Source organism: Microbacterium sp. sgz311019 (assembly GCF_056135325.1).
Genome location: NZ_JBWAXO010000002.1, coordinates 39693 through 59149 on the forward strand (window position 1 = coordinate 39693; position 19457 = coordinate 59149).

The following is a 19457-nucleotide window of genomic DNA, read 5'->3' on the forward strand; positions in this document are numbered from 1 at the left end:
CCCGGGCGATGTCTGGCCAGAGCTTCCAGAGGGACGCGCGCCCCTTCTTTGCGTGGAGAGAGGTGGACACGACCTTGATCCTGTCGAGCGATTCGATGAAAGGGATGGCGTTCTCGATGTTCTCCCACGTCGACGTGCTCGAGCGGCTGGCCACCCCTCGGAGCACCCGCAACGGCGCGACACCAATCGTGCGGCGAGAGGGCGTGATCCCGTCCGAACTTCCGCCGCTTCCGTCAGTCGACTCCGTTGACCCAGACAGCTGTGTAACGCCAGAACATGCCTCGACGCATCTCGACTCCTGGGAGGGCCTCGCGGGCGATGGTTGCGATCTGATCGAACGTCTCCGCCGGTTCCGAGGTGGGCGCTGTCATGCTCTCCGGGACAGTGATCGCGCGATGCGGGTGACGGATCAGCCCCACCACCGGGTTGAGAAGCGTTGATGTCACAGCCCAGGGAAGATCGGGCGGGGCATCGCGAGCAAGCCCGACAATGACCAGACGACCACCGGGCTTCAGCAGGTTTCGCGCTGCCTCCAGCGTCCGAGCGAGCGGCAGATGGTGAAGCACGGCCACGAATGTCACGAGGTCGAAGCTCCCTCGGTCGAACACAGAAGGATCGAACGGTGCGTTGAGCACAGTGGCGTTGTTCACCTCCGCGACTGTGGTGCGCGCACGGGCGGCGGTCGCGTCGTCGGGCTCTAACCCGACGACGTCGGGCAGGACCTCGGCGAGCTGCTTGAGCAAACGCCCTGTTCCGCAACCGACGTCAAGCGCCCGATGACCACCTTGTCGATGCACTGCCTTTCCATGGCGGATTATCCACGCTGAATACGCCTCGTTGTGTGACCAGGGGTGGGCCGCGTTGAATCGACTCAGGTTGCCGAGGAGTCGCATCGTCACCCGGTTCACGCGCTGAAGTATATGTCGCCGGAGCGAGACTGCTTCGCGGATCCGGCGGAACCGGACGAGGCATCGCATCGAGCCCGCTCGAGGCCGACGGTGCCACGCGTGTGAAGGTGTTCTGGAACCGGTTGAAGAACGAGAGGTTCGTGGCTTGGAATGCGCCACGAGCGAGGCGGACACGTGCGCGATGCGGCGATCGAGATCGTGGCTTCGACGGATGAAACCAGACGCCCGGCGCCGCGCATCCGGTTAGCACCACCGCCAGGAGAGTTGCTCCCGCCCCGAGCGCGACCCACGTGCGACACCGAGGCGCAGTGGTGTGCCGGGTCGCCTCAGGCGTGCTTGTCAGCCGCGGTGGTGTCGGGCTCGGCACTCCACACCGGGGGCTTGTCGGCGCCCGACTCCTCGTCGCGTTCCGCATCTGCGCTGGTCGCCTGAACGACGCCGGCAGCATGGTGCACGGGCGCATACACCGTGTAGAGACGCAGCGGCTCATCGCCCGTGTTGAGGACGTCATGCCATGTGCCTGCGGGGACCTGGATGCTCCAGCCCTCCGACACGTCCTTCCGAACGGCCAGATTCTCGGCGGCCGACCCCATCAGGACCCGGCCCCTCCCCGCTTCGATCCGCAGGAACTGGTCGGTCTCGGGATGCGCCTCGAGGCCGATCGACTCGCCAACCGGAATCGACATGAGTGTCACCTGCAGGTACTTCCCACTCCACGCCACAGTGCGGTAGTTGCCGTTCTCGCGTGTTGCCAGATCGATGTCGAAGATGTTCGGCTCAGGGCCGTTGTCAGTGATGTCCATCGTCCCCATCCCTCCCGTAAGCCGGCCACACCGGCAGCCTCAGCGTACGCCGGGCGGCCGCCGATATGGCGCCCTTCACGAGAGTTCGGCCGCGCACAGCCAGCTGTGCGCGCCCGCGAAAGTGCCAGCGTGCACGCTTCCTTTGCTCATGGCTCAAGCGGCTCATTCGGGTTGATACTCCGGGACTCTCGGCGACGACCGCGTCGGGGTACGAGGTCGCTGAGATACAGCTTGGGCAGCATCTTCGCCACGGCGAGTGCTGCGTACATGATCGTGTTGATTGCGACGAACGCGGCGAGAAACTGGAAGGCGGGAGTCGTGAGCAGCTCCACGGGCAGCAGCACACCTCCCGGAACTGCGCCAATCGTTGCGATCATCGGTCGTCCTCTGCCTTGGCCAGTGGCTGCTGTGCGACGTTTCCCCAACTCGCTTTTCGGCCTATGGCGATGTCGAGGATGCCCTTGACGTAGACGAGGTTGAGGAAGATCGCGTAGGTCAGCTCGGGAAAGAGGGTCGCGGCGAGGAGTCGGGCACGCCAGCCTCCCCGCCATACAGTGACGAGCCGTTCCAGGACGAAGATCAGTCCGACGATGATCCAGAACGGGAACCAGATCCAGTTGTCCAGCGCGAGGATCATGAGCAGTAGAAGCAGCAGGTAGCCCGCGATTGCGACAACTCCGTAGCCGATGCCGAGCTGCTGGGCCCAGTAGCGAACCACGGGGGGACGATATCCGTAGCTGCCGAGGTTCTCGACTGCTCCGCGCTGCCAGCGCAGCCGTTGCACCCACAGCGCACGCCAGGTCGGCATCACCTCGGTGACGACCGTGCAATGTGCGGGTGAGATCATCAGCCCACCCAGCGACTTGATGGCCAGGGTGATCTCGTTGTCCTCGGTGAGAACGAGGGTGTCGTACACATCTCCCCGCACTCCGGGGATAGAAGTGCCACGTGCGTCGGCAACCGCTTGCAGCGCCCGGGGGCGGAAGATCGACGCGGTGCCTGTGAGCACGAAGACCCGTCCCCGCCTGCGGCGAATCTCGCGGGCGTAGCGGGTGTACTCGTTGCGCTGGAACTGGCCGAGGAGGCCTGCGCCCTCTTCGCCGTAGAACAATCCACCGACAGCCATCAGTGCCCGATCATCGGTGAGCCGCTGGATGGCTGCGGCCAGGAACCCCTGGTCCAGGGTCGTGTCCGCGTCCATCACCATGACCGTGTCGTTGGCGCCGAGGCCGGCTAGCACGGCCGGCAACGCCTGGTTGAGCGCCCCGGCCTTCTTCTTTGTGTTCGCGATGGTCTCGAACACCTCGACTCCCGCTGCCCGGGCGAGCGAGACGGTGTCATCGGTGCAGTTGTCGGCGACGACGATGATGCGCGCGGGCGGGTGAGACTGTGTGTACAACGAGGCGATGGTGTCCGCAATGCAGCCGGCTTCGTTGTGGGCCGGGATCAGCACCGTCACTGTCACCGGGCCGGCGTAGATTCCGCGGGTCTCCGCCATCACCCGCTTGGGCGCGAGCGGCATCCCCTCCCAGTCGTCACTCGTGCGGGCGCGTGTGGTGACCCGGCGCTCGATCAACGCGACGACAGCGGCGACGAGCAGCGCAAAACCGGCTCCCGCCACGATCACACTGGTTGGCGGTCGCGAGGGGGAGTACATCACCTCCCACATGCCCAAGATGTACACCGTCGTCGGCGTGTCCCACCCCGCGGGATTCTGCATGGTGGCGAAGGCGGCCAGGCCGACCAGCGCTGCACCGAGGAGCGCAAGACCGATGAGAGCAACGCCGACGAAATGCTCGAACCTTCTCATTTTCCGTCTCTCCTGGCCGTCGCAGGATGCTGTGAGCAAAATATATCGGGCAGCACGGGGTAGCTCCTACTGTCTGCCAGCCCTCGCAAGACGGGGCGCATTTCGCTGCTCGGGCACAGCGATCCCGTCAGGATCCAGCGGACGGCCCAGCAGAAAGCCCTGCGCCGACTCACAGCCGACCGACCGCAGCAGCGCCACCTGATCCTCCGTTTCGACCCCTTCGGCTACCACGCGAAGACCCAATGCGTCCCCCGTCTCGACGATCATCCGTAGCAGCCTTTGCGCAGACGTGGTGGTGTCCGTGAAGCGCCGGTCGACCTTCAGGATGTCTATCGGGAACTCCTCGAGCCGTGCAATCGAGCTGTATCCGGTGCCGAAGTCGTCGATGCCGATCGCGATTCCGTCCCGGCGTAACTCATCGAGGTGCTTCACGGCGATGGAATCGTCGATCAACACGGTCTCAGTGATCTCCAGGATGAGTTGAGCCGGCTCAATCCCGGCGGCGCCCACCGCCTCACGCACCTCCGCCAACACCCGTGGCCTGGAGATGTGACGCCCGGAGATGTTTACCGCTACCGCGAGCCAAGGCGAGTCCGAGTGCTCGTTCCACTGGGCGAGCTGTCGCGTGGCTCGGCGAAGCACCCACGCCCCCAGATCGCAGACGAGCTCGGACTGCTCGGCGATCGGTATGAACTCTGACGGCGGCAGCAGCCTCCCGTCCCGAGGCCAGCGGACAAGCGCCTCGAAACCCTGCACACCCCCCGAGGCCAAGTGGATGATCGGTTGGTACTGCACGACCAGCTGATCCGCCTCGATGGCGCGTGACAGATCACGCTCCATCGCCGTCCGGGCGTGCGACTCCCGCCGCATCTCGGCGTCGAAGACCGCGACCCGGCCACGCCCGGATCGCTTCGCCCGATACAGCGCCGCGTCCGCCTCCTTCAACAGCGCATCAGCATCCGTGTCGTGGCCTTGGCTGAACGCCACGCCGATACAGGCACCGATGGCGACCGTCTCCCCGTCCGCGACCGTAACGGGTGCGGACAGGATCGGTACAAGCCGGTCCGCGACGGCGACGGCGTCCGCCTCTTGGGTCAACGGAGCCAGCAGAATCACGAACTCGTCCCCGCCCAGCCGGCAGGCGACATCGCCGGCGCGGATGTTCCCGCGCAGGCGCCTGGCCACCAGCCGGAGCAATTCGTCGCCGGCCCCGTGGCCCAACGTGTCGTTGACCCGCTTGAAACCGTCCAGGTCGAGGAACAGCAGCGCGACCCTGTCGCCCGCACGCGACGCCCCGCTCAGGGCTGCGGTGATCAACTGCAACGCCTGCGCACGGTTCGGCAGGCCGGTGAGCGCATCATGGGCCGCTTGATAGGCCAGCGCGCCCTGCGCCTTGATTCGTTCCCGATTTGCGTCCGCGATCTGATCGATCGCAACCTTCATGCGCGCGATCAGCAGGGCGAACATGACCAGCGCTGCAATGCCGATCGGCCAGCCGTCAATGGGCACGCCGGACAGGTGCTCAATGATGAGAACCACGGGCGCGACGAAAGTCGCAAGTGCGAGCGCCGCCAATCGCCCACCGGTGAACTCGATGCCCACCTCAACGGCCCGCTCCGACAGGGTACGCATCGAGGGATGCAGCGCTGCCGCGCCCCACAGCGCGTAGGATGCGAGCCACAAGGCGTCGAGGCTGGTGCGGGGCGCGCTCAGCAGATTCAACCGCACAGCGGCAAGGTCCACCACGATAAGCATGACGACGGCAAGCACCAAGAGCGTCAGCGAGGCACTCCGGCTACCGGGAACCGTGATCAGACCGATCAGCATCCCGAGGAGAACGATGTCTGCAATCGGGTAGGCCGCCGATACCGCGGCAGCCAGCCACGACTCCTGGTGGATCGCGATCGTCGGCGCCGCCAGCAGCACCCACACCAGCAGCCCCAACCCGACCGTGAGGATCGCGCTGTCGAGGAACCCTGCAAGATCACGGAGAGGCCGACGAGCGCGGATCAAGAGAACCAAGCCCGCGGCAAAGAACGGGTATGCCGCCAAATAGAAGACGTCAGCGACACTCGGAAAAGGGTCCTGGCCCTGCACGCGGGCGATCCAGCTGAATATCCCGTCGGCCACCGAGGATAAGAAGAGACCCCCCGCCATCAGGTACCACGCCGAAGGCACAGACGGATGGTTCCGATGCACACCGGCCACGATCGCGCCTGCACTGGCCAGCCCCACACCGACGTAGACCAGATCGCCCACCACACCGCTCGCCGCCACCTGGTAGAGAACGATTCCGACACAGCAGACCACTAAGAACATCCACCACGCTCGCGAGCGCTGACCGATCGCGTTCACGCACTCACCTCGCGAGTCGGTCCGATCAGCGCACGAGGGTCGCCCACCACCGCCACGCCTTGCCAATCACGGCAACCACTACAGCCTGGTTCCCCGCCAGACTCCAGGCGAAGGCTCGCGAGAATCGTGCGGACGCTCATGCCGCGAGCGTACCCCGGGCTTGAGTCCAGAGTCGGCTAACCGGTGGGACCTCGCGTGCGCGTGGGTCTGCAGCCAAGAATCATGAGCGTGACCACGCCTGCGATCGCCGCGATCAGCAGTTCGGCGGGATTTCGCCGGAGACGCCGGACCCACCGCACCACATCAGCGAGAAATCAGGCAAGTGATCATCTGAACGATGCGTCGCGACTTGCGCGATGAACTGGCTGTACACGCCGAGGGCTGACAGCACACTTTCGTCCGGGGAGAATGCGGGGAGCACCGCTGAGGATGGGAGTGCCATGAAGTTCCTCGAAGATGTGCCGCGATTCCTGTTCTTCACTGGCAAGGGGGGCGTGGGCAAGACGTCGGTGGCCTGCGCGAGCGCCGTCACACTGGCGGATCGGGGCAAAGCGGTGCTCCTGGTCAGCACCGATCCGGCCTCCAACATCGGCCAGGTCTTCGGCCTGACTATCGGCAACAGCATCACCCCGGTCACGGCCGTTCCGGGGCTGTCGGCGCTGGAGATCGATCCGGCGGCCGCGGCGGAGGCCTACCGGGAGCGGATCATCGGCCCCCTGCGCGGCAGTCTCCCGGATGCCGAACTGGACGGCGTGCGCGAGAGCCTGTCGGGATCGTGCACCACCGAGATCGCCTCGTTCGACGAGTTCACCGACCTGCTCTCCGAGAACGAGGAATCCGCCTCCTACGATCACGTGATCTTCGATACCGCCCCGACCGGCCACACCATCCGGCTGCTCCAGCTCCCGGGCTCCTGGAGCGAGTTCCTCACCGCCGGAGGCGAGGCGACCTGCCTCGGACCGCTGTCCGGACTCGAGCGGCACAAGTCGGCGTATGCCAACGCGGTCCGAGTGCTGGCCGATGCGCAGCGCACCCGGCTCGTGCTCGTTACGCGTGCGCAGCGTTCTGCCTTGTCCGAGCTCGATCGCACGTTCCGGGAACTCCACGAGATCGGCATTCTCGGCGGTCATGTCGTCGTCAACGGCGTCATGCCGAAGACGGCGGATGACGATGCTCTGACCCTCGCGGTTCATCAGCGCGAGTCCGCCGCACTCGCCGATATGCCGGCGCGCGTCGCCGCGCTCCCCAGGGACGTGATCGATCTCAAGCCCGACAACGTGATCGGGGTGGACGCGTACGCGCCCTCTTCAGCCCCGCGCCGCCGCTCTCACCGACAGCGGATGCCGGGCCCGACCTGCTGATCCCGGAAGCACCTCTGTCGGCGCTGGTCGACGAGATCGACCGGGACGGCCATGGGCTGGTGATGTGCATGGGGAAGGGCGGCGTCGGCAAGACGACCATCGCATCGGCCATCGCCGTCCGCCTCGCCGAACGAGGGCATCCGGTGCTGCTGACCACCACCGACCCGGCTGCGCATCTCGCGCAGACCTTGGACAACTCCGCTGTCGACAACCTGACCGTCTCGCGGATCGATCCGGAAGCAGCGATCCAGGCCTATCGGTCCCGGGTGATGGCGTCCAAAGGAAAAGACCTCGACGAGGATGCGCGAGCCGCGCTGGCAGAGGACCTCATGTCACCGTGCAATGACGAGATCGCCGTGTTCCACGAGTTCTCGCGCGCGATCTCGCAGGCCCGGCGCACCTTCGTCGTCCTCGACACCGCGCCCACAGGGCACACGCTCCTGCTTCTGGATGCCACGGGCTCCTACCACCAGGAGATCACCCGGCAGATGGGCGACGGGATGTCCCTCATCACACCGCTCATGCGGCTGCGCGATCAGAGCCTCACGAAGGTGATCCTCATCACCAACGCGGAGACCACGCCGGTGCTGGAAGCCGAAGAGCTCGCGGACGACCTTCGCCGCGCCGGCATCCAGCCGTGGGCGTGGGTCGTCAACAACTCCCTTGCCGCCGCTAAGCCGCGCTCGCCGTTTCTGCGGACGCGCGCGCGGAACGAGCTGGACCCCATCGCCCGAGTGGGCTCCCACGCATCGCGTCTGGCGATCGTGCCGATGCAGCCCGAGGATCCCGTCGGGCAGATCCGGCTGGCTGCCCTCACCGAGGCCTCGTCCTCTCCGCGGGAAAGTCTGGATGCTGCCGAATAGGCGATCCTCCAGCCGACGCTCTGCGGCTGTTCTCCGATACGCGCGCATCAAGCGGTCGCGGGCGCCGCAACTGCAGATCGAAGATACGACCAAACGAGTCGCCATCTTCCGCACGCGCGCGCTCCCACCGCGCCCGCTCCGACCGGTCCGGATCGTTCACAACCTGTATTGTCCGGGACTGCCCCGACCGTTACAGCACCGTCACCACCATCGGCGCCTGAGGAGCCGAGACTGCATCGGCAAGCGAGTTCCATCTGCGGTCGAAGGGTACCGGTAGCGTGAGAGGATGGCTGCCGATCGTGAGAACGAGCTGATGAATCGCGAGATTCACACTGCGTATCTCGAGGTGCTGGACCGACTCGGTGAGCTCGTCGAGGTGTGCGCCGCGGTCGAGGGTGACGGTGCGCAGCTGCGACAGGCAGTGCAGGAGAAGTTCGGGCTGAGCCCGTTCGCGGCCGATGCGGTCCTGTCCCTCCAGGTGAGACGGTTCACGCCAGGCGAGCGACAGAAGATCCGGGACGCGCTGGCCGACATTGACCGACGGCTCGGCGAGGACAGCCCGTGAACCCGCCGATGTCCGGTCGCCGAGGACTCAACGCACGGACTGAAGCATATTGACGCGGTGGGCCGGGGCCGCGAGACTGCGAGCATGAACGGTCGTTGCGATCAATGCCGCGCACGGCTGCGCGGAGCGGGACACAAGACATCCACGCGTGTTCTGTGCGATGACTGCTCGGCACAGTTCAGCGGTCTCGCCGCCGGCTTTCTCGCGGGAGGCAGCGTCGCCGATGCCCTCAGTACCGCGGGTTGGAATGTCGCGCTGACGAAGCACCGCGCCGATCGCTGAACGGGGAGCATCGCTGGGGCACCGCGCATCGATGGTCGTTCATCTGCTGTGCGGACATTCATCCCCAGCGTGAGGGCCGTTGCGGAACAGGTCGCGATCCGGAACGCTCGCTCGCCGCGAGATCCTCGCGGCTTACGTCAAGGTGCTGGATGGCCTCGGAGAGCTTGTCCAGGTTTGCTCGGAAGTCGAAGGCGACACTCAGGAGCTTCGACGTGCGGTGCAGAGGGCGCTCGAGCTCAGCCCGATCGCAGCTGACGCCGTCCTTTCCCTCCAGGTGAGACGCTTCACGCCACACGAGCGACTGAAGATCAGGGACGAACTGACCGACCTTGAACTGTGGCTAGACAGGAACGGCGTCGCGTAAACCGACCCCCACCCGGCGGCGTCAAATGAGCCGAGCGGGTCTGACGAAGTTGGCGGTGTCCAGTCAACCGTCGCCTGCGAGACTCCCAATATCGTTAACGCGACTCCAGGAACTGGGAGAGCGACAGAGGCTGTCGCCCGGTCACGCGCTGGACGTCGTCGGTCACTCCGGCGAGCTCGCCTGCCGCGATGGCCGCGTAGTTGGAGATCCAGGCGTCGTACTGCCACTGCTGCGCCTTCCAGTGCTTGCGTGACTCGTAAGCTTCGGGGAGGGTCTCATCGTGGAATGAGATGGCGCGGCCGAGCCGGCTGGAGAGCACCTCTGCGACTTCCGCCATCGTCAATTCCTCCGGACCTGTCAGATCGTAGGTGACATCGGCGTGAGAGTCCGTGTCCTGCAGCACTCGCGCGGCGACGCGGGCGACATCGGCTCGCGCGACCATCGCGGCGCGGCCTTCGCCCGCAGGACCGCGGATGACGTCATCCTGACCGACCATCCCGTCCACGAAGTCGAGGTAGAGGTTGTCGCGGAGGAACGTGAACGTCATCCCCGTCTCTCGGATTCTCTGCTCGGTCGCGTAATCGTCTCGAGCCATGATGAAGGTGGCATCCGGTGCCGCGCGGAAGAACGATGTGTAGACGATGTGCCTGACGCCTGCCGCTGCGGCGGCGTCGACGAACGTCACCTGCTCAGCCAGCCGATTCTCGTTCTCGGCGGCTGAGACCATGAAGAGCACCGCTACGCCCTCGAGGCCCGAGCGCGCCGCATCGGCGTCGGCGTATGCGGCCTGAAGCACGGCGCTGCCCGGCAGTCGCGGTGCTCGGACCGGGTCTCGGGCAAGCATCCGGAAGGGGACTCCCGCGTCGGCCAATGCCTCCGCAGTGAGCCGGCCAACCGTTCCGGTCACCCCGGTGACAGCGAGAGAGGGGAGGGAGGTGGCACCTCCGGAATGCGATTCTGCTGCGGTCGTCATGACGGTATCAAACCGTCGCTCACAGCGCCGCGGCAACAGTCACCGTCCCCGGACGGCGGCGCAGTCACGGGGCGAGTATCGAAAGGCCTGCCCGCGCCCAGCGATTTCTGACGACAGGCGCCCGCCGATGGAGGGGCCAACGGTGCTCGGTAATGGACGGCGAACGAGCGCGCCAGGATCCGTACGGGAGCGCCTCCACCAAGCAATGCCCGGGAGCGGATCGGCCGGCGGGTGGCTGGTTCCGGTTTATTGGAGGGCGCGGAGGTAGCGCTTCTTTGCAATCGTCTGTGCGACGCGGAGTGCTGGATAGAGCAGTCGCCAGGGTTGCTGGAGTGCCGGTCTAGTCAGTGATCGCACGGTGAGGGAAACGATGTCGCCGTCACGATGCACGATGAAAGCTTCCTCACCGTCGACCGGGTGGCCCAGCCGCGTCTGGTAAGCGAAGCCGACCCGGTCTTCCTTAGCGACGACGGCGACAACCTGCACTGGTTCGCTGATTCGGATGCCGAGGACTCGTGCGGTGATGACCAGCGTCTGTCCAGGCGTGACAGGCCCACTGTCCACGTTGAAGCCGCTCGCGGTCTTGACCCGCCACAACAGGACATCGCGACTCGCACGTTCCCAAGCTGCAACCCCACGCCCGATGACCGCCGTGACCTCCGCGCGACCTGTTCCAGCGCTCGCTGTCGCAGAGTAGCCTCGGGCTCAGGCGGTCGGACTGGGGCGGCGCCGCACGCAATGCGATCCATACTGTGCCAGTACGTGTGCCACGCGACTTTCACAGGGGTCGCGATCCCAGTGTTTTCTAGGCAGAACAAGAGCGGAGGATGGGGGATTCGAACCCCCGAGGGCTTGCACCCAACACGCTTTCCAAGCGTGCGCCATAGGCCACTAGGCGAATCCTCCTGGGAGCCCCGGAGGGCCGCCGACCATCCTACCTTGCGGCGAGCGCACCCGACGAACCGGAGGCTCCGGCGTACACCGAGCCGGGCCGGATGAACAGCGACCGGGGGAGGAGCACGGCCCGCCAGCGGGTGCGCGCAGGCACGGAGGCCAGCAGTGCGACGCGGACGGATGCCGCCGCATCCGGCAGCGAGTCGCCCTGCCAGTACCCGCGCAGACCGCCGCGTCCGTACGAGGCGCGCTCGATCGCGGCCAACAGCAATCCGACTGAATCGAGCGGCACCGGATGCTGCGCCGCCAGCCTTCCGGCGAAGGACCGGGGCGACTCCGCCGCGGGCACGGAGAGCCCGATGTCGATCGCTGCCTCCTGCACATAGGTCCAGGCCGCGGCCGCGTTCTCCTCGCGCGCGGCGGTGAGCAGGCGGCGGCGCCGGAGGACGCCGATCACGCTCGGAATCGCTGCAGCCATCATCAGCCCGACCAGGGCGGCGATCCACGGCACGGGGTTGGCGACGGCGGCAGCTGCGGCGGCGGCGGCGGAGTTGCCGTTCGTCACATCCAGCTTGTTTCCGGCCTCATTGCGCGCCGGCGTAGGCGTGCGAGCGTTCGTGGTCGGCGCGCTCGTGCTCGTCACCGGGGAGCCCGGCGCGGCGGCCGCCGCGAACGCCGTCGGCACACCGAGACCCTTGGTCGGATCGAATTGCACCCAGCCGATGCCCTGGAAGAAGACCTCGGGCCACGCGTGCAGCTCCGAGCTCATGACCGTGTACAGGTTGGGGTCGGCACCCACCTGCGATGAGGCGGTGCCGGGCAGGTATCCGACGACCACACGGGAGTGCATGCCGAGCAGGCGCGCCATCAGGGCGAAGGCCGACGCGAAGTGGATGCAGTAGCCCTCCTTCTTCTGGAGGAACGCCTCGATCGACTTCACCCCGGAGTCGTCGAACCCGCCGGCGCGCGGCGCGAGCAGCGAGTACGTGAAGTCGGGACCCCGGAACCAGTTCTGCAGATCGAGGAGGGCGTCGTAGTCCGTCGCGGCACCCGACGTGACGTCATGGGCGAGCTTCGCGATGTCCGCGGGCACCGCGCGGGGCACGGAGGCGGTCAAGGGCGAACCGGCCGCGGAGGCGTTCACGATCGTCGCGGAGGAGGCACGGATCTGCTCCGACGTCGGCGACGGCACCTGGGTGGTGATCCCGTACGTCTGCCCTGCCGACGTGTCGACGGTCCCCACGATCGTGCGGTTGTCGCGTATCACCGCCCACTCGGCTCCGAGGTTCGCGACGCCTGTGACGGGGTAGGGCACCGGGAGCCACCGTGACGTCAGGTTGATGATGTCGACGCGCGTCGTCGTCTTCGTGAGGGCGACACCGCGGTCGACGTCAACCTTCGGGAAGCTCGACGTGCGGATCACCGGCGATGCCTGCCCCTTGTCGGGCTGCCAGTCGGCGCCGGAGAAGTCGGAGAGGGTCGCCACTCGCAGATAGGGGGCAGATCCACCGGATGTGTGGACCTGCAGCACCTCGGTGTCGATGGGGCGGCGCAGATCGTTTCCGAGCCGCAGTGACGGATCGATCGAGACCGAGGCACCGCCGAGCCCCGCCCGGGCGGCAGGTTGCGGCAGCAGCGGCGTGACGATGAGCGCGACCACCAGCGCGATCGCCCCGATGCTGGCGGCCATCGCCGTCGTGCTCGACCTTGCCGGCGGGGGCCCGCCGCGGGGGTCGGCGCGGGCGGGCGTGACAGGCAGGGCGCGCTTGGGGATGCCGGCATCCGTCTGTTCTCGTCGCAACTGCGTGTCCGTGCGGATGAGGAACAGGATGCAGATCGCCAGCAGCACGAAAGCCGCCGGGTCGAAGTCGCCCGGGACGGCGATCGCCGGCGCGAGCGACAGCGCGATGAGGCCCACGGAGGCCAGCAGCGGCATCCGCGCCGTGAGCACGACGTGGTCGAAGACGATCGCGAGCAGCCCGGCGAGAGCAGCGATCACGACGGAGAGACCCATGCGCGGTTCGAGCGGCGCGCTCCCGTACTGGACGTCGTCCAGCGCCGACTGCACGGCCGTGAAGGCGGCGTCGACGGTGGTGCGCGTCGGAATGATGAACAGGATCGCCGTTCCCGCGAAGAACTGCGCGGTGACCGCGGCGACCCAGACCACCGCCTCCGCCACGGTCACGCCGACCGCCGGCACGCGGAGCCCGCGCATCAGGACGCCTGTCGCGAAGACGAGAGTCGCCACCACCAGCGCTGCCAGCACCCACCACGACAGGGTGATGACCCGGGCGAGGGGGACCATCGCGGCGAAGAGCGCGGCGAGCGTGCCGCCCGCAAGGGCGAGGTCTCCCGGGCGCGGGCGCCACTGGGAGATGCCGCGGACGCGGGTCGGCTCAGGCGTGGACACGGCCCACCCTCCGGTACGCGGCGATCCACGACTCGACCAGATCGTCGCCCGGCGGCAGCAGCACGATGCGCCAGCCGGTGGCCGCGGCATCCTCGAATCCATCCGCATCCGGCCCCACGGCCACGAGCAGCGCGGGGCTTCCGATCGGTGCGTGCATCGTCGCGCGTCCCGTCGGCCCCGTGACGAGGACCGTCGGTCCGCTTCCGGTGACCATCGCGGCGGCGGTCTCCAGCGGCGAACGCCGTCCGTCGTCCACGCGTGCGGTCAGGGTCGCGAAGTGCGTCGCGAGAGCCGAGACCTCGTCGCCGTCGCCGCCGGCGATCGGATCCCACAGCTCGGTGCCGTCGGCATCCCGGATCGCCACGTGATAGCCGTCCCGCACGAGCCGTGCGACGACCGAGACGACGGCCGTGACCGCGAGCTCGAAGGCGGGATCGGCGCCGGGGCGCCGCTGCGCGCCCGGACCCCAGGCGCCGGCGGCGCGTTCGAGGATGACCGTCGCCTGCGGGGTCGACTCCTGCTCCTCCTGGCGGACCATCAGCGTGTCGCGGTGCGCGGTGGCACGCCAGTGGATGCGGCGCATCGAGTCGCCCGAGACATAGGGCCGGGCGACGAGGTTGTCGGCGCCCTGGCCGAGCTGGGTCGTGGTCGTGAGCGTGGTCCCTCCGGCCTCGCCCGCCGGATCCCACAGTGGAGGCAGCTCGACGATGGCGGGGGCGACGATGACGCGCGTCGGCCCGCCGACGGTCGTGGCACGGCGGGCGAGACCGAACGGATCGCTCGTGGTCACAGAGAGCGGGCCGAGTGGATGCGCGCCGCGCTCGGTGACCGTCACGGCGTACGTGAACTCCACCTTGCGGTCTCCGCCCGAGAGCCCCGACCCGATCGCGGGGAGGCCGCCGTGGGCGACGCCGGTGATGCCGCGTGGCAGGGCATCGCGCCACGTCCCTGCCGCGGTCGGCAGCGGGGAGCGGACGTCCATGTGCACCATGACCCGCATCTCGCCGCCCACCGACGGGATGTCGGGCGTCAGAGTGCGCGTCACGCTCTCGCTGTGGCGCACGAGGTAGAGAGTGGCGAAGCCGGCGACGTCGACCGCGATGAGGAGGACGCCGAAGTAGACGAGCTCGATGAGCCCCAGCTGCACGGCCGCCACGAAGCACAGGATGGCGAGCAGCAGCGCCCCGGTTCCCCGAGCCGTCAGTGGCCACGCCTTCCGCATTCCGAACCCCCGGAGTCCCGCGTCGCGTCAGCGCCGCGAGGCGATCGGCACCCGCACGGATGCCGCGATCTGCTCGAGCGTCTCGGCGATGCCGTCGCTCGACCGCGAGCGCGCCGCCCCGGTTCCGCGCGCCGCGATGAGCCGGTGCGCGAACACCGGGATGAGAAGAGCGGTGACATCGTCCGGGATGACGAAACCGCGGCCGTCGAGTGCCGCGCGCACCTTCGCCGCCCGCACGAGCTGCAGCGTCGCGCGGGGGCTCGCTCCGAGCCGCAGCTCGGGGTGCACGCGCGTGGCCTGCGCGAGCGCCACGGCGTACTCCTCGATGGCGGGCGAGACGTGCACCGCGCGCACCCAGCCGATGAGGTCGAGGACGCGCGCCGACGACACGACGGGCCGGATCTCGTCGAGCGGGTTGACGGTGTCGCGCTGGCGGAGCATGAGGGCCTCGGCCGCGGCATCCGGATATCCCATCGAGATGCGCATCATGAACCGGTCCCGCTGCGCCTCGGGGAGGGCGTACGTGCCTTCCATCTCGAGCGGGTTCTGGGTCGCGACGACGAGGAAGGGCTCCGCCAGCAGATGCGAGCGCCCGTCGACCGTGACCTGGCCCTCCTCCATCGCCTCCAGGAGGGCGGACTGCGTCTTGGGGGAGGAGCGGTTGATCTCGTCGGCGATCACGATGTTCGCGAAGACGGCGCCCGGCTTGAACTCGAACTCGTGCTCGACGGGGTTGTAGACGCTCACGCCCGTCACGTCGCCGGGCAGCAGGTCGGGCGTGAACTGGATGCGGCGCACCGTCGCATCCACAGAAGCCGCCAGCGCACGCGCCAGCATCGTCTTCCCCACGCCGGGAACGTCCTCGATGAGCAGGTGGCCCTCGGCGAGCAGCGCCGTGAGAGCGAATCGCACCGCCTCGGGCTTCCCGTCGATCACGCGCCCCACGACGTCCAGGATCGCGTTGGTCGCCTGCGCGAACGAGGCGTCGGTGATCGGTTCGGTGCTTTTCAGGGTGCCTGCCATGAGCCCTCCCGTGGGCGAGCGTCGGCGCTCGGTTAATCGATCGTAATGCCGCGCGTCATTGAGCGGGTCGAGCTCACGGTAGACTGTCGGAAGCTCTCCGCGAGGCGGCATCCAGGCCAACTCCCCCAGGACGGAAACGTAGCAAGGGTAACCGGGCTCTGCCGGGTTCGCGGAGAGTCTTACTTTTCCCGCGGCCTCCTTGCTTTTCCCGGTCGTCCCGTGGCCACCCGCGTAGGCTGGCGCCGTGGCGCAGAGCATCTATATCACATCCGCGGAAGGCCACTCGGGAAAGTCGACGATCGCCCTCGGCGTGCTCGACGTCCTGCGGCGGACGACCCCGCGTGTGGGGATCTTCCGCACGATCGCGCGCTCGACGCGCGAGCGCGACTACGTCCTGGAGATGCTGCTCGACCACGACGGCGTCGACCTGCCCTACGAGGCGTGCATCGGCGCGACCTACGACGAGGTTCGTGCCGATCCCGAGTCCGCCCTCGCCGGGATCGTCGAGCGCTTCAAGGCCGTGGAGGCGCAGTGCGACGCGGTCGTCGTGCTCGGCAGCGACTACACGGATGTGGGCAGCCCGGCCGAGCTGGGCTACAACGCGCGCATCGCGGTGAACCTCGGCGTGCCGGTGCTGCTCGTGCTCGGCGGCCGCGCGCAGAACGGCGAGGTGCCCGAGCAGCTGGGCACCACGGTCCCGCGCACGCCATCGGAGGTCGCCCAGCTCGCGGCCAGCGCCCTCACCGAGCTCGCACACGAGCGGGCCCATCTGCTCGGTGTGGTGGTGAACCGCGCCGACCCCGAGCGGCTCGAGGAGCTCGTGGCTTCCGTCGGCGCCGTGGTGGCGACGGGGCCGGGCGGTGGGTCGGACCGACCCGTCTGGGCGCTTCCCGAGGACCGGCTGCTCGTGGCCCCGTCGGTGCGGGACGTCATGCGTGCGGTCGACGGGGAGCTCGTCAGCGGCGACCCGGAGCTCCTCACGCGCGAGGTCCTCACGGTCGTCATCGCGGGGATGTCGATGGTCAACGTCCTGCCGCGGCTTCAGGAGAGCGCGGTCGTGATCATCGCGGCCGACCGCACCGAGGTGCTCCTGGCCACCCTGCTCGCGAACTCCTCCGGCACCTTCCCCTCGCTCGCCGCCATCGTGCTCAACGGGCCGTTCGCGCTGCCCGACGAGATCCAGCGGCTCATCGACGGCCTCGACTCGCCCCTGCCGATCCTCCGCGCGGATCTCGGCACCTACGACACGGCGACGCGGGTCATGCGCGCTCGCGGCCGTCTCGCGGCCGAATCGCAGCAGCGCTACGAGACGGCCCTGCGGATGTTCGACGAGCACGTAGACACCGCGGAACTCGTCCGGCTGCTCGGCCTCGCCCAGGCGGACGTCGTCACGCCGCTCATGTTCGAGTACGGGCTCATGGAGCGGGCGCGCACCGATCGCCGCCACATCGTGCTGCCCGAGGGCGAGGACGACCGCATCCTGCGCGCCGCCGCGACGGTGCTCGCGCGGGGGATCGCCGACCTCACGATCCTCGGCGAGGAGATCGAGGTGCGCCACCGGGCGCTCGAGCTCGGCATCGATATCCGCGCGGCCAGGGTCGTCAGCCCCTTCGATCCTGTGCTCGTCGACCGCTTCGCCACCGAGTACGCGCGCCTGCGCGCCCACAAGGGGATGACGCACGCGCGCGCCGCGGACACCGTGACGGACGGCTCGTACTTCGGCACCCTCATGGTGCACATGGGCCTCGCGGACGGCATGGTGTCCGGCGCCGCCCACACCACGGCGCACACCATCCGTCCCGCCTTCGAGATCGTGAAGACGAAGCCAGGGGTCTCCGTCGTCTCCTCGGTGTTCCTCATGGCGCTCGCGGACCGGGTGCTGGTCTACGGCGACTGCGCCGTGATCCCCGACCCGACGAGCATCCAGCTCGCCGACATCGCGATCTCGTCCGCCGCCACGGCTCGCCAGTTCGGGATCGAGCCGCGCGTGGCGATGCTGTCGTACTCCACGGGCGAATCCGGCTCGGGCGCCGACGTCGACAAGGTGCGCGAGGCCACGGAGCTCGTGCGCAAGCGGGAGCCCGACCTGCCCGTGGAGGGCCCGATCCAGTACGACGCGGCGGCCGACGCGGCGGTCGCGAAGGCGAAGCTCCCGGGGTCCGCTGTGGCGGGGCGCGCCACGGTGTTCGTCTTCCCGGACCTCAACACGGGCAACAACACCTACAAGGCGGTGCAGCGGTCGGCCGGCGCTGTGGCGATCGGCCCGGTGCTGCAGGGTCTCGCAAAGCCCATCAACGACCTCTCCCGGGGCGCGCTCGTGGAGGACATCGTCAACACGATCGCCATCACGGCCATCCAAGCCCAGGGCGACGCCGCCCAGACGGCCGAGGAGGCTCGATGACCCCGGTCCTCGTCATCAACAGCGGCTCGTCGTCGCTCAAGTACCAGCTGCTGGACATGGACACCGAGGGCGTTCTCGCGACCGGCCTCATCGAGCGCATCGGACACGAGCACGGGATGCTCGCTCACACGGTGCGCGGCGCCGCCGAGGGCGCTGCGTTCCTCGACGCGACGTACCGCGACGAGCTGCCGGTGCCCGACCACGACGCCGCGTTCACCGCGATGCTCGACGCGTTCAGGACGAACGGGCCGGAGCTCGAACCGATCGCCGTGGGACACCGGGTCGTGCACGGCGGAGCGCGGTTCTTCGCGCCGACGCTCATCACCCCTCTGGTGGAGATCAACATCGACGAGCTGTCGGTGCTGGCGCCGCTGCACAACCCGGCCAACCTCGCCGGCATCGTCGCCGCCCGCACCGCGTTCCCCGAGATCCCGCACGTCGCCGTGTTCGACACGGCGTTCCACCAGACCCTCGCGCCCGCCGCGTACACCTACGCGATCGACGCGCAGGTCGCCGAGAAGCACCGCATCCGGCGATACGGGTTCCACGGCACGAGCCACAAGTACGTCAGCGAGGTCGTCGCCGAGTTCCTGGGGCGTCCGCTGGAGAGCCTGCGCCAGATCGTGTTCCACCTCGGCAACGGCGCGTCCGCTGCGGCCATCGACGGCGGACGCTCGGTGGACACCTCGATGGGCTTCACCCCGCTCGAGGGCCTCGTGATGGGCACGCGCTCGGGCGACATCGACCCCGCGCTGCTCTTCCAGCTCGCCCGTCGCGACGGCATGGACATCGACGACCTCGACGCGCTCCTCAACACCCGCAGCGGCCTCAAGGGCATCGCGGGCGTGTCGGACATGCGCGACGTGCTCGCGGGCGTCGAGCGGGGGGATGCCGCATCGGTCCTCGCGTTCGACGTCTACGTGCACCGGCTGCGCGCGTACGCCGGCGCCTACATCGCGCAGCTCGGCGGAGTGGACGTCATCTCCTTCACCGCGGGAGTCGGCGAAAACGCCGCGCCGGTGCGCGCGGCGGCCCTCGAGACGCTCGGCTTCGCGGGAGTCGAGCTGGATACCGAGCGCAACGCGAGCCGCGAGCGCGGCACGCGCGTGATCTCGACGGATGCCTCGGCGGTGACGGTCCTCGTCGTGCCGACGAACGAGGAGCTCGAGATCGCCCAGCAGACACTGGAGGTCGCGGGCCGTGCGGGTCCGCGCTGACACGTC

Annotated in this window: 15 protein-coding genes, 1 tRNA gene, 1 other RNA gene and 1 pseudogene; 6 read left to right on the forward strand and 12 right to left on the reverse strand. The window is 68.2% G+C overall.

From position 1 onward, the window contains the following. Window positions 1–233 precede the first annotated feature (233 nt). The 6 genes from AC0NZN_RS03040 to AC0NZN_RS03065 form a co-directional block, all read right to left on the reverse strand. Window positions 234–908, reverse strand: a complete 675-nt coding sequence (locus AC0NZN_RS03040; protein ID WP_474590798.1) for a class I SAM-dependent methyltransferase — start codon at window positions 906–908, stop codon at window positions 234–236. 326 nt (window positions 909–1234) lie between these two features. Then, on the reverse strand, window positions 1235–1711 hold the full coding sequence (locus tag AC0NZN_RS03045) for a cupin domain-containing protein (protein ID WP_474590799.1): 477 nt from the start codon (window positions 1709–1711) through the stop codon (window positions 1235–1237). A gap of 146 nt (window positions 1712–1857) precedes the next feature. Continuing rightward, window positions 1858–2088, reverse strand: coding sequence for a hypothetical protein (locus AC0NZN_RS03050; RefSeq protein WP_474590800.1), 231 nt, complete (start codon window positions 2086–2088; stop codon window positions 1858–1860). Beyond that, entirely contained in the window at window positions 2085–3560 is a 1476-nt protein-coding gene (locus tag AC0NZN_RS03055) for a glycosyltransferase family 2 protein (RefSeq protein ID WP_474590801.1), read from the reverse strand. Before AC0NZN_RS03055 ends, AC0NZN_RS03050 begins: the two co-directional genes overlap by 4 nt. A 27-nt stretch (window positions 3561–3587) precedes the next feature. Beyond that, window positions 3588–5876, reverse strand: coding sequence for a putative bifunctional diguanylate cyclase/phosphodiesterase (locus AC0NZN_RS03060; protein WP_474590802.1), 2289 nt, complete (start codon window positions 5874–5876; stop codon window positions 3588–3590). 253 nt (window positions 5877–6129) lie between these two features. Beyond that, entirely contained in the window at window positions 6130–6318 is a 189-nt protein-coding gene (locus tag AC0NZN_RS03065; RefSeq protein ID WP_474590803.1) for a hypothetical protein, read from the reverse strand. Between AC0NZN_RS03065 and AC0NZN_RS03070 the strand changes: the two genes are divergently transcribed. The 3 genes from AC0NZN_RS03070 (at window position 6317) to AC0NZN_RS03080 (ending at window position 8665) form a co-directional block, all read left to right on the forward strand. Beyond that, complete coding sequence (locus tag AC0NZN_RS03070) at window positions 6317–7237, forward strand: TRC40/GET3/ArsA family transport-energizing ATPase (RefSeq protein ID WP_474590804.1); 921 nt, start codon at window positions 6317–6319, stop codon at window positions 7235–7237. The genes AC0NZN_RS03065 and AC0NZN_RS03070 overlap by 2 nt on opposite strands. A 68-nt stretch (window positions 7238–7305) precedes the next feature. After that, window positions 7306–8100, forward strand: coding sequence for an ArsA-related P-loop ATPase (locus tag AC0NZN_RS03075; RefSeq protein WP_474590805.1), 795 nt, complete (start codon window positions 7306–7308; stop codon window positions 8098–8100). A 286-nt stretch (window positions 8101–8386) separates the two neighbouring features. Further along, window positions 8387–8665 (forward strand): hypothetical protein, encoded by a 279-nt coding sequence (locus AC0NZN_RS03080; protein WP_474590806.1) that lies wholly within the window; start codon window positions 8387–8389, stop codon window positions 8663–8665. Window positions 8666–9405: 740 nt separating this feature from the next. Here the strand turns inward: AC0NZN_RS03080 and AC0NZN_RS03085 are convergent. The 6 genes and pseudogenes from AC0NZN_RS03085 to AC0NZN_RS03110 all read right to left on the reverse strand — a co-directional run bounded on the left by AC0NZN_RS03085 (window position 9406) and on the right by AC0NZN_RS03110 (window position 15833). Beyond that, window positions 9406–10284, reverse strand: a complete 879-nt coding sequence (locus AC0NZN_RS03085; RefSeq protein WP_474590807.1) for an NmrA family NAD(P)-binding protein — start codon at window positions 10282–10284, stop codon at window positions 9406–9408. A gap of 246 nt (window positions 10285–10530) precedes the next feature. Continuing rightward, window positions 10531–10950: pseudogene (locus AC0NZN_RS03090) on the reverse strand (DUF1990 family protein); the annotation flags it as partial. 155 nt (window positions 10951–11105) lie between these two features. Then, a tRNA-Ser gene (locus AC0NZN_RS03095) sits at window positions 11106–11190 on the reverse strand. A 28-nt stretch (window positions 11191–11218) separates the two neighbouring features. Continuing rightward, entirely contained in the window at window positions 11219–13588 is a 2370-nt protein-coding gene (locus tag AC0NZN_RS03100) for a transglutaminase TgpA family protein (protein ID WP_474590808.1), read from the reverse strand. Continuing rightward, window positions 13575–14810, reverse strand: coding sequence for a DUF58 domain-containing protein (locus AC0NZN_RS03105; RefSeq protein ID WP_474590809.1), 1236 nt, complete (start codon window positions 14808–14810; stop codon window positions 13575–13577). Before AC0NZN_RS03105 ends, AC0NZN_RS03100 begins: the two co-directional genes overlap by 14 nt. Before the next feature lie 27 nt (window positions 14811–14837). After that, window positions 14838–15833: an AAA family ATPase gene (locus AC0NZN_RS03110; RefSeq protein WP_474590810.1), complete on the reverse strand. Its 996-nt coding sequence runs from the start codon at window positions 15831–15833 to the stop codon at window positions 14838–14840. A gap of 88 nt (window positions 15834–15921) precedes the next feature. On the opposite strand from AC0NZN_RS03110, the gene ffs reads away from it, so the two are divergent. From ffs to AC0NZN_RS03125, 3 genes are all read left to right on the forward strand, one after another. After that, window positions 15922–16018, forward strand: an RNA gene (gene ffs / locus AC0NZN_RS03115) — signal recognition particle sRNA small type. A 59-nt stretch (window positions 16019–16077) separates the two neighbouring features. Then, complete coding sequence (pta, locus tag AC0NZN_RS03120; protein ID WP_474590811.1) at window positions 16078–18234, forward strand: phosphate acetyltransferase; 2157 nt, start codon at window positions 16078–16080, stop codon at window positions 18232–18234. Further along, complete coding sequence (locus AC0NZN_RS03125; protein ID WP_474590812.1) at window positions 18231–19451, forward strand: acetate kinase; 1221 nt, start codon at window positions 18231–18233, stop codon at window positions 19449–19451. Before pta ends, AC0NZN_RS03125 begins: the two co-directional genes overlap by 4 nt. The last annotated feature ends 6 nt before the right edge of the window (window positions 19452–19457 follow it).

Coding starts and splice junctions, on each gene's coding strand:
- AC0NZN_RS03105 (WP_474590809.1), bottom strand. CDS start 14,810: ATGCGGAAGGCGTGGCCACTGACGGCTCGGGGAACCGGGGCGCTGCTG.
- AC0NZN_RS03085 (WP_474590807.1), bottom strand. CDS start 10,284: ATGACGACCGCAGCAGAATCGCATTCCGGAGGTGCCACCTCCCTCCCC.
- AC0NZN_RS03075 (WP_474590805.1), top strand. CDS start 7,306: ATGGGGAAGGGCGGCGTCGGCAAGACGACCATCGCATCGGCCATCGCC.
- AC0NZN_RS03045 (WP_474590799.1), bottom strand. CDS start 1,711: ATGGACATCACTGACAACGGCCCTGAGCCGAACATCTTCGACATCGAT.
- AC0NZN_RS03110 (WP_474590810.1), bottom strand. CDS start 15,833: ATGGCAGGCACCCTGAAAAGCACCGAACCGATCACCGACGCCTCGTTC.
- AC0NZN_RS03050 (WP_474590800.1), bottom strand. CDS start 2,088: ATGATCGCAACGATTGGCGCAGTTCCGGGAGGTGTGCTGCTGCCCGTG.
- AC0NZN_RS03070 (WP_474590804.1), top strand. CDS start 6,317: ATGAAGTTCCTCGAAGATGTGCCGCGATTCCTGTTCTTCACTGGCAAG.
- AC0NZN_RS03065 (WP_474590803.1), bottom strand. CDS start 6,318: ATGGCACTCCCATCCTCAGCGGTGCTCCCCGCATTCTCCCCGGACGAA.
- AC0NZN_RS03125 (WP_474590812.1), top strand. CDS start 18,231: ATGACCCCGGTCCTCGTCATCAACAGCGGCTCGTCGTCGCTCAAGTAC.
- AC0NZN_RS03080 (WP_474590806.1), top strand. CDS start 8,387: ATGGCTGCCGATCGTGAGAACGAGCTGATGAATCGCGAGATTCACACT.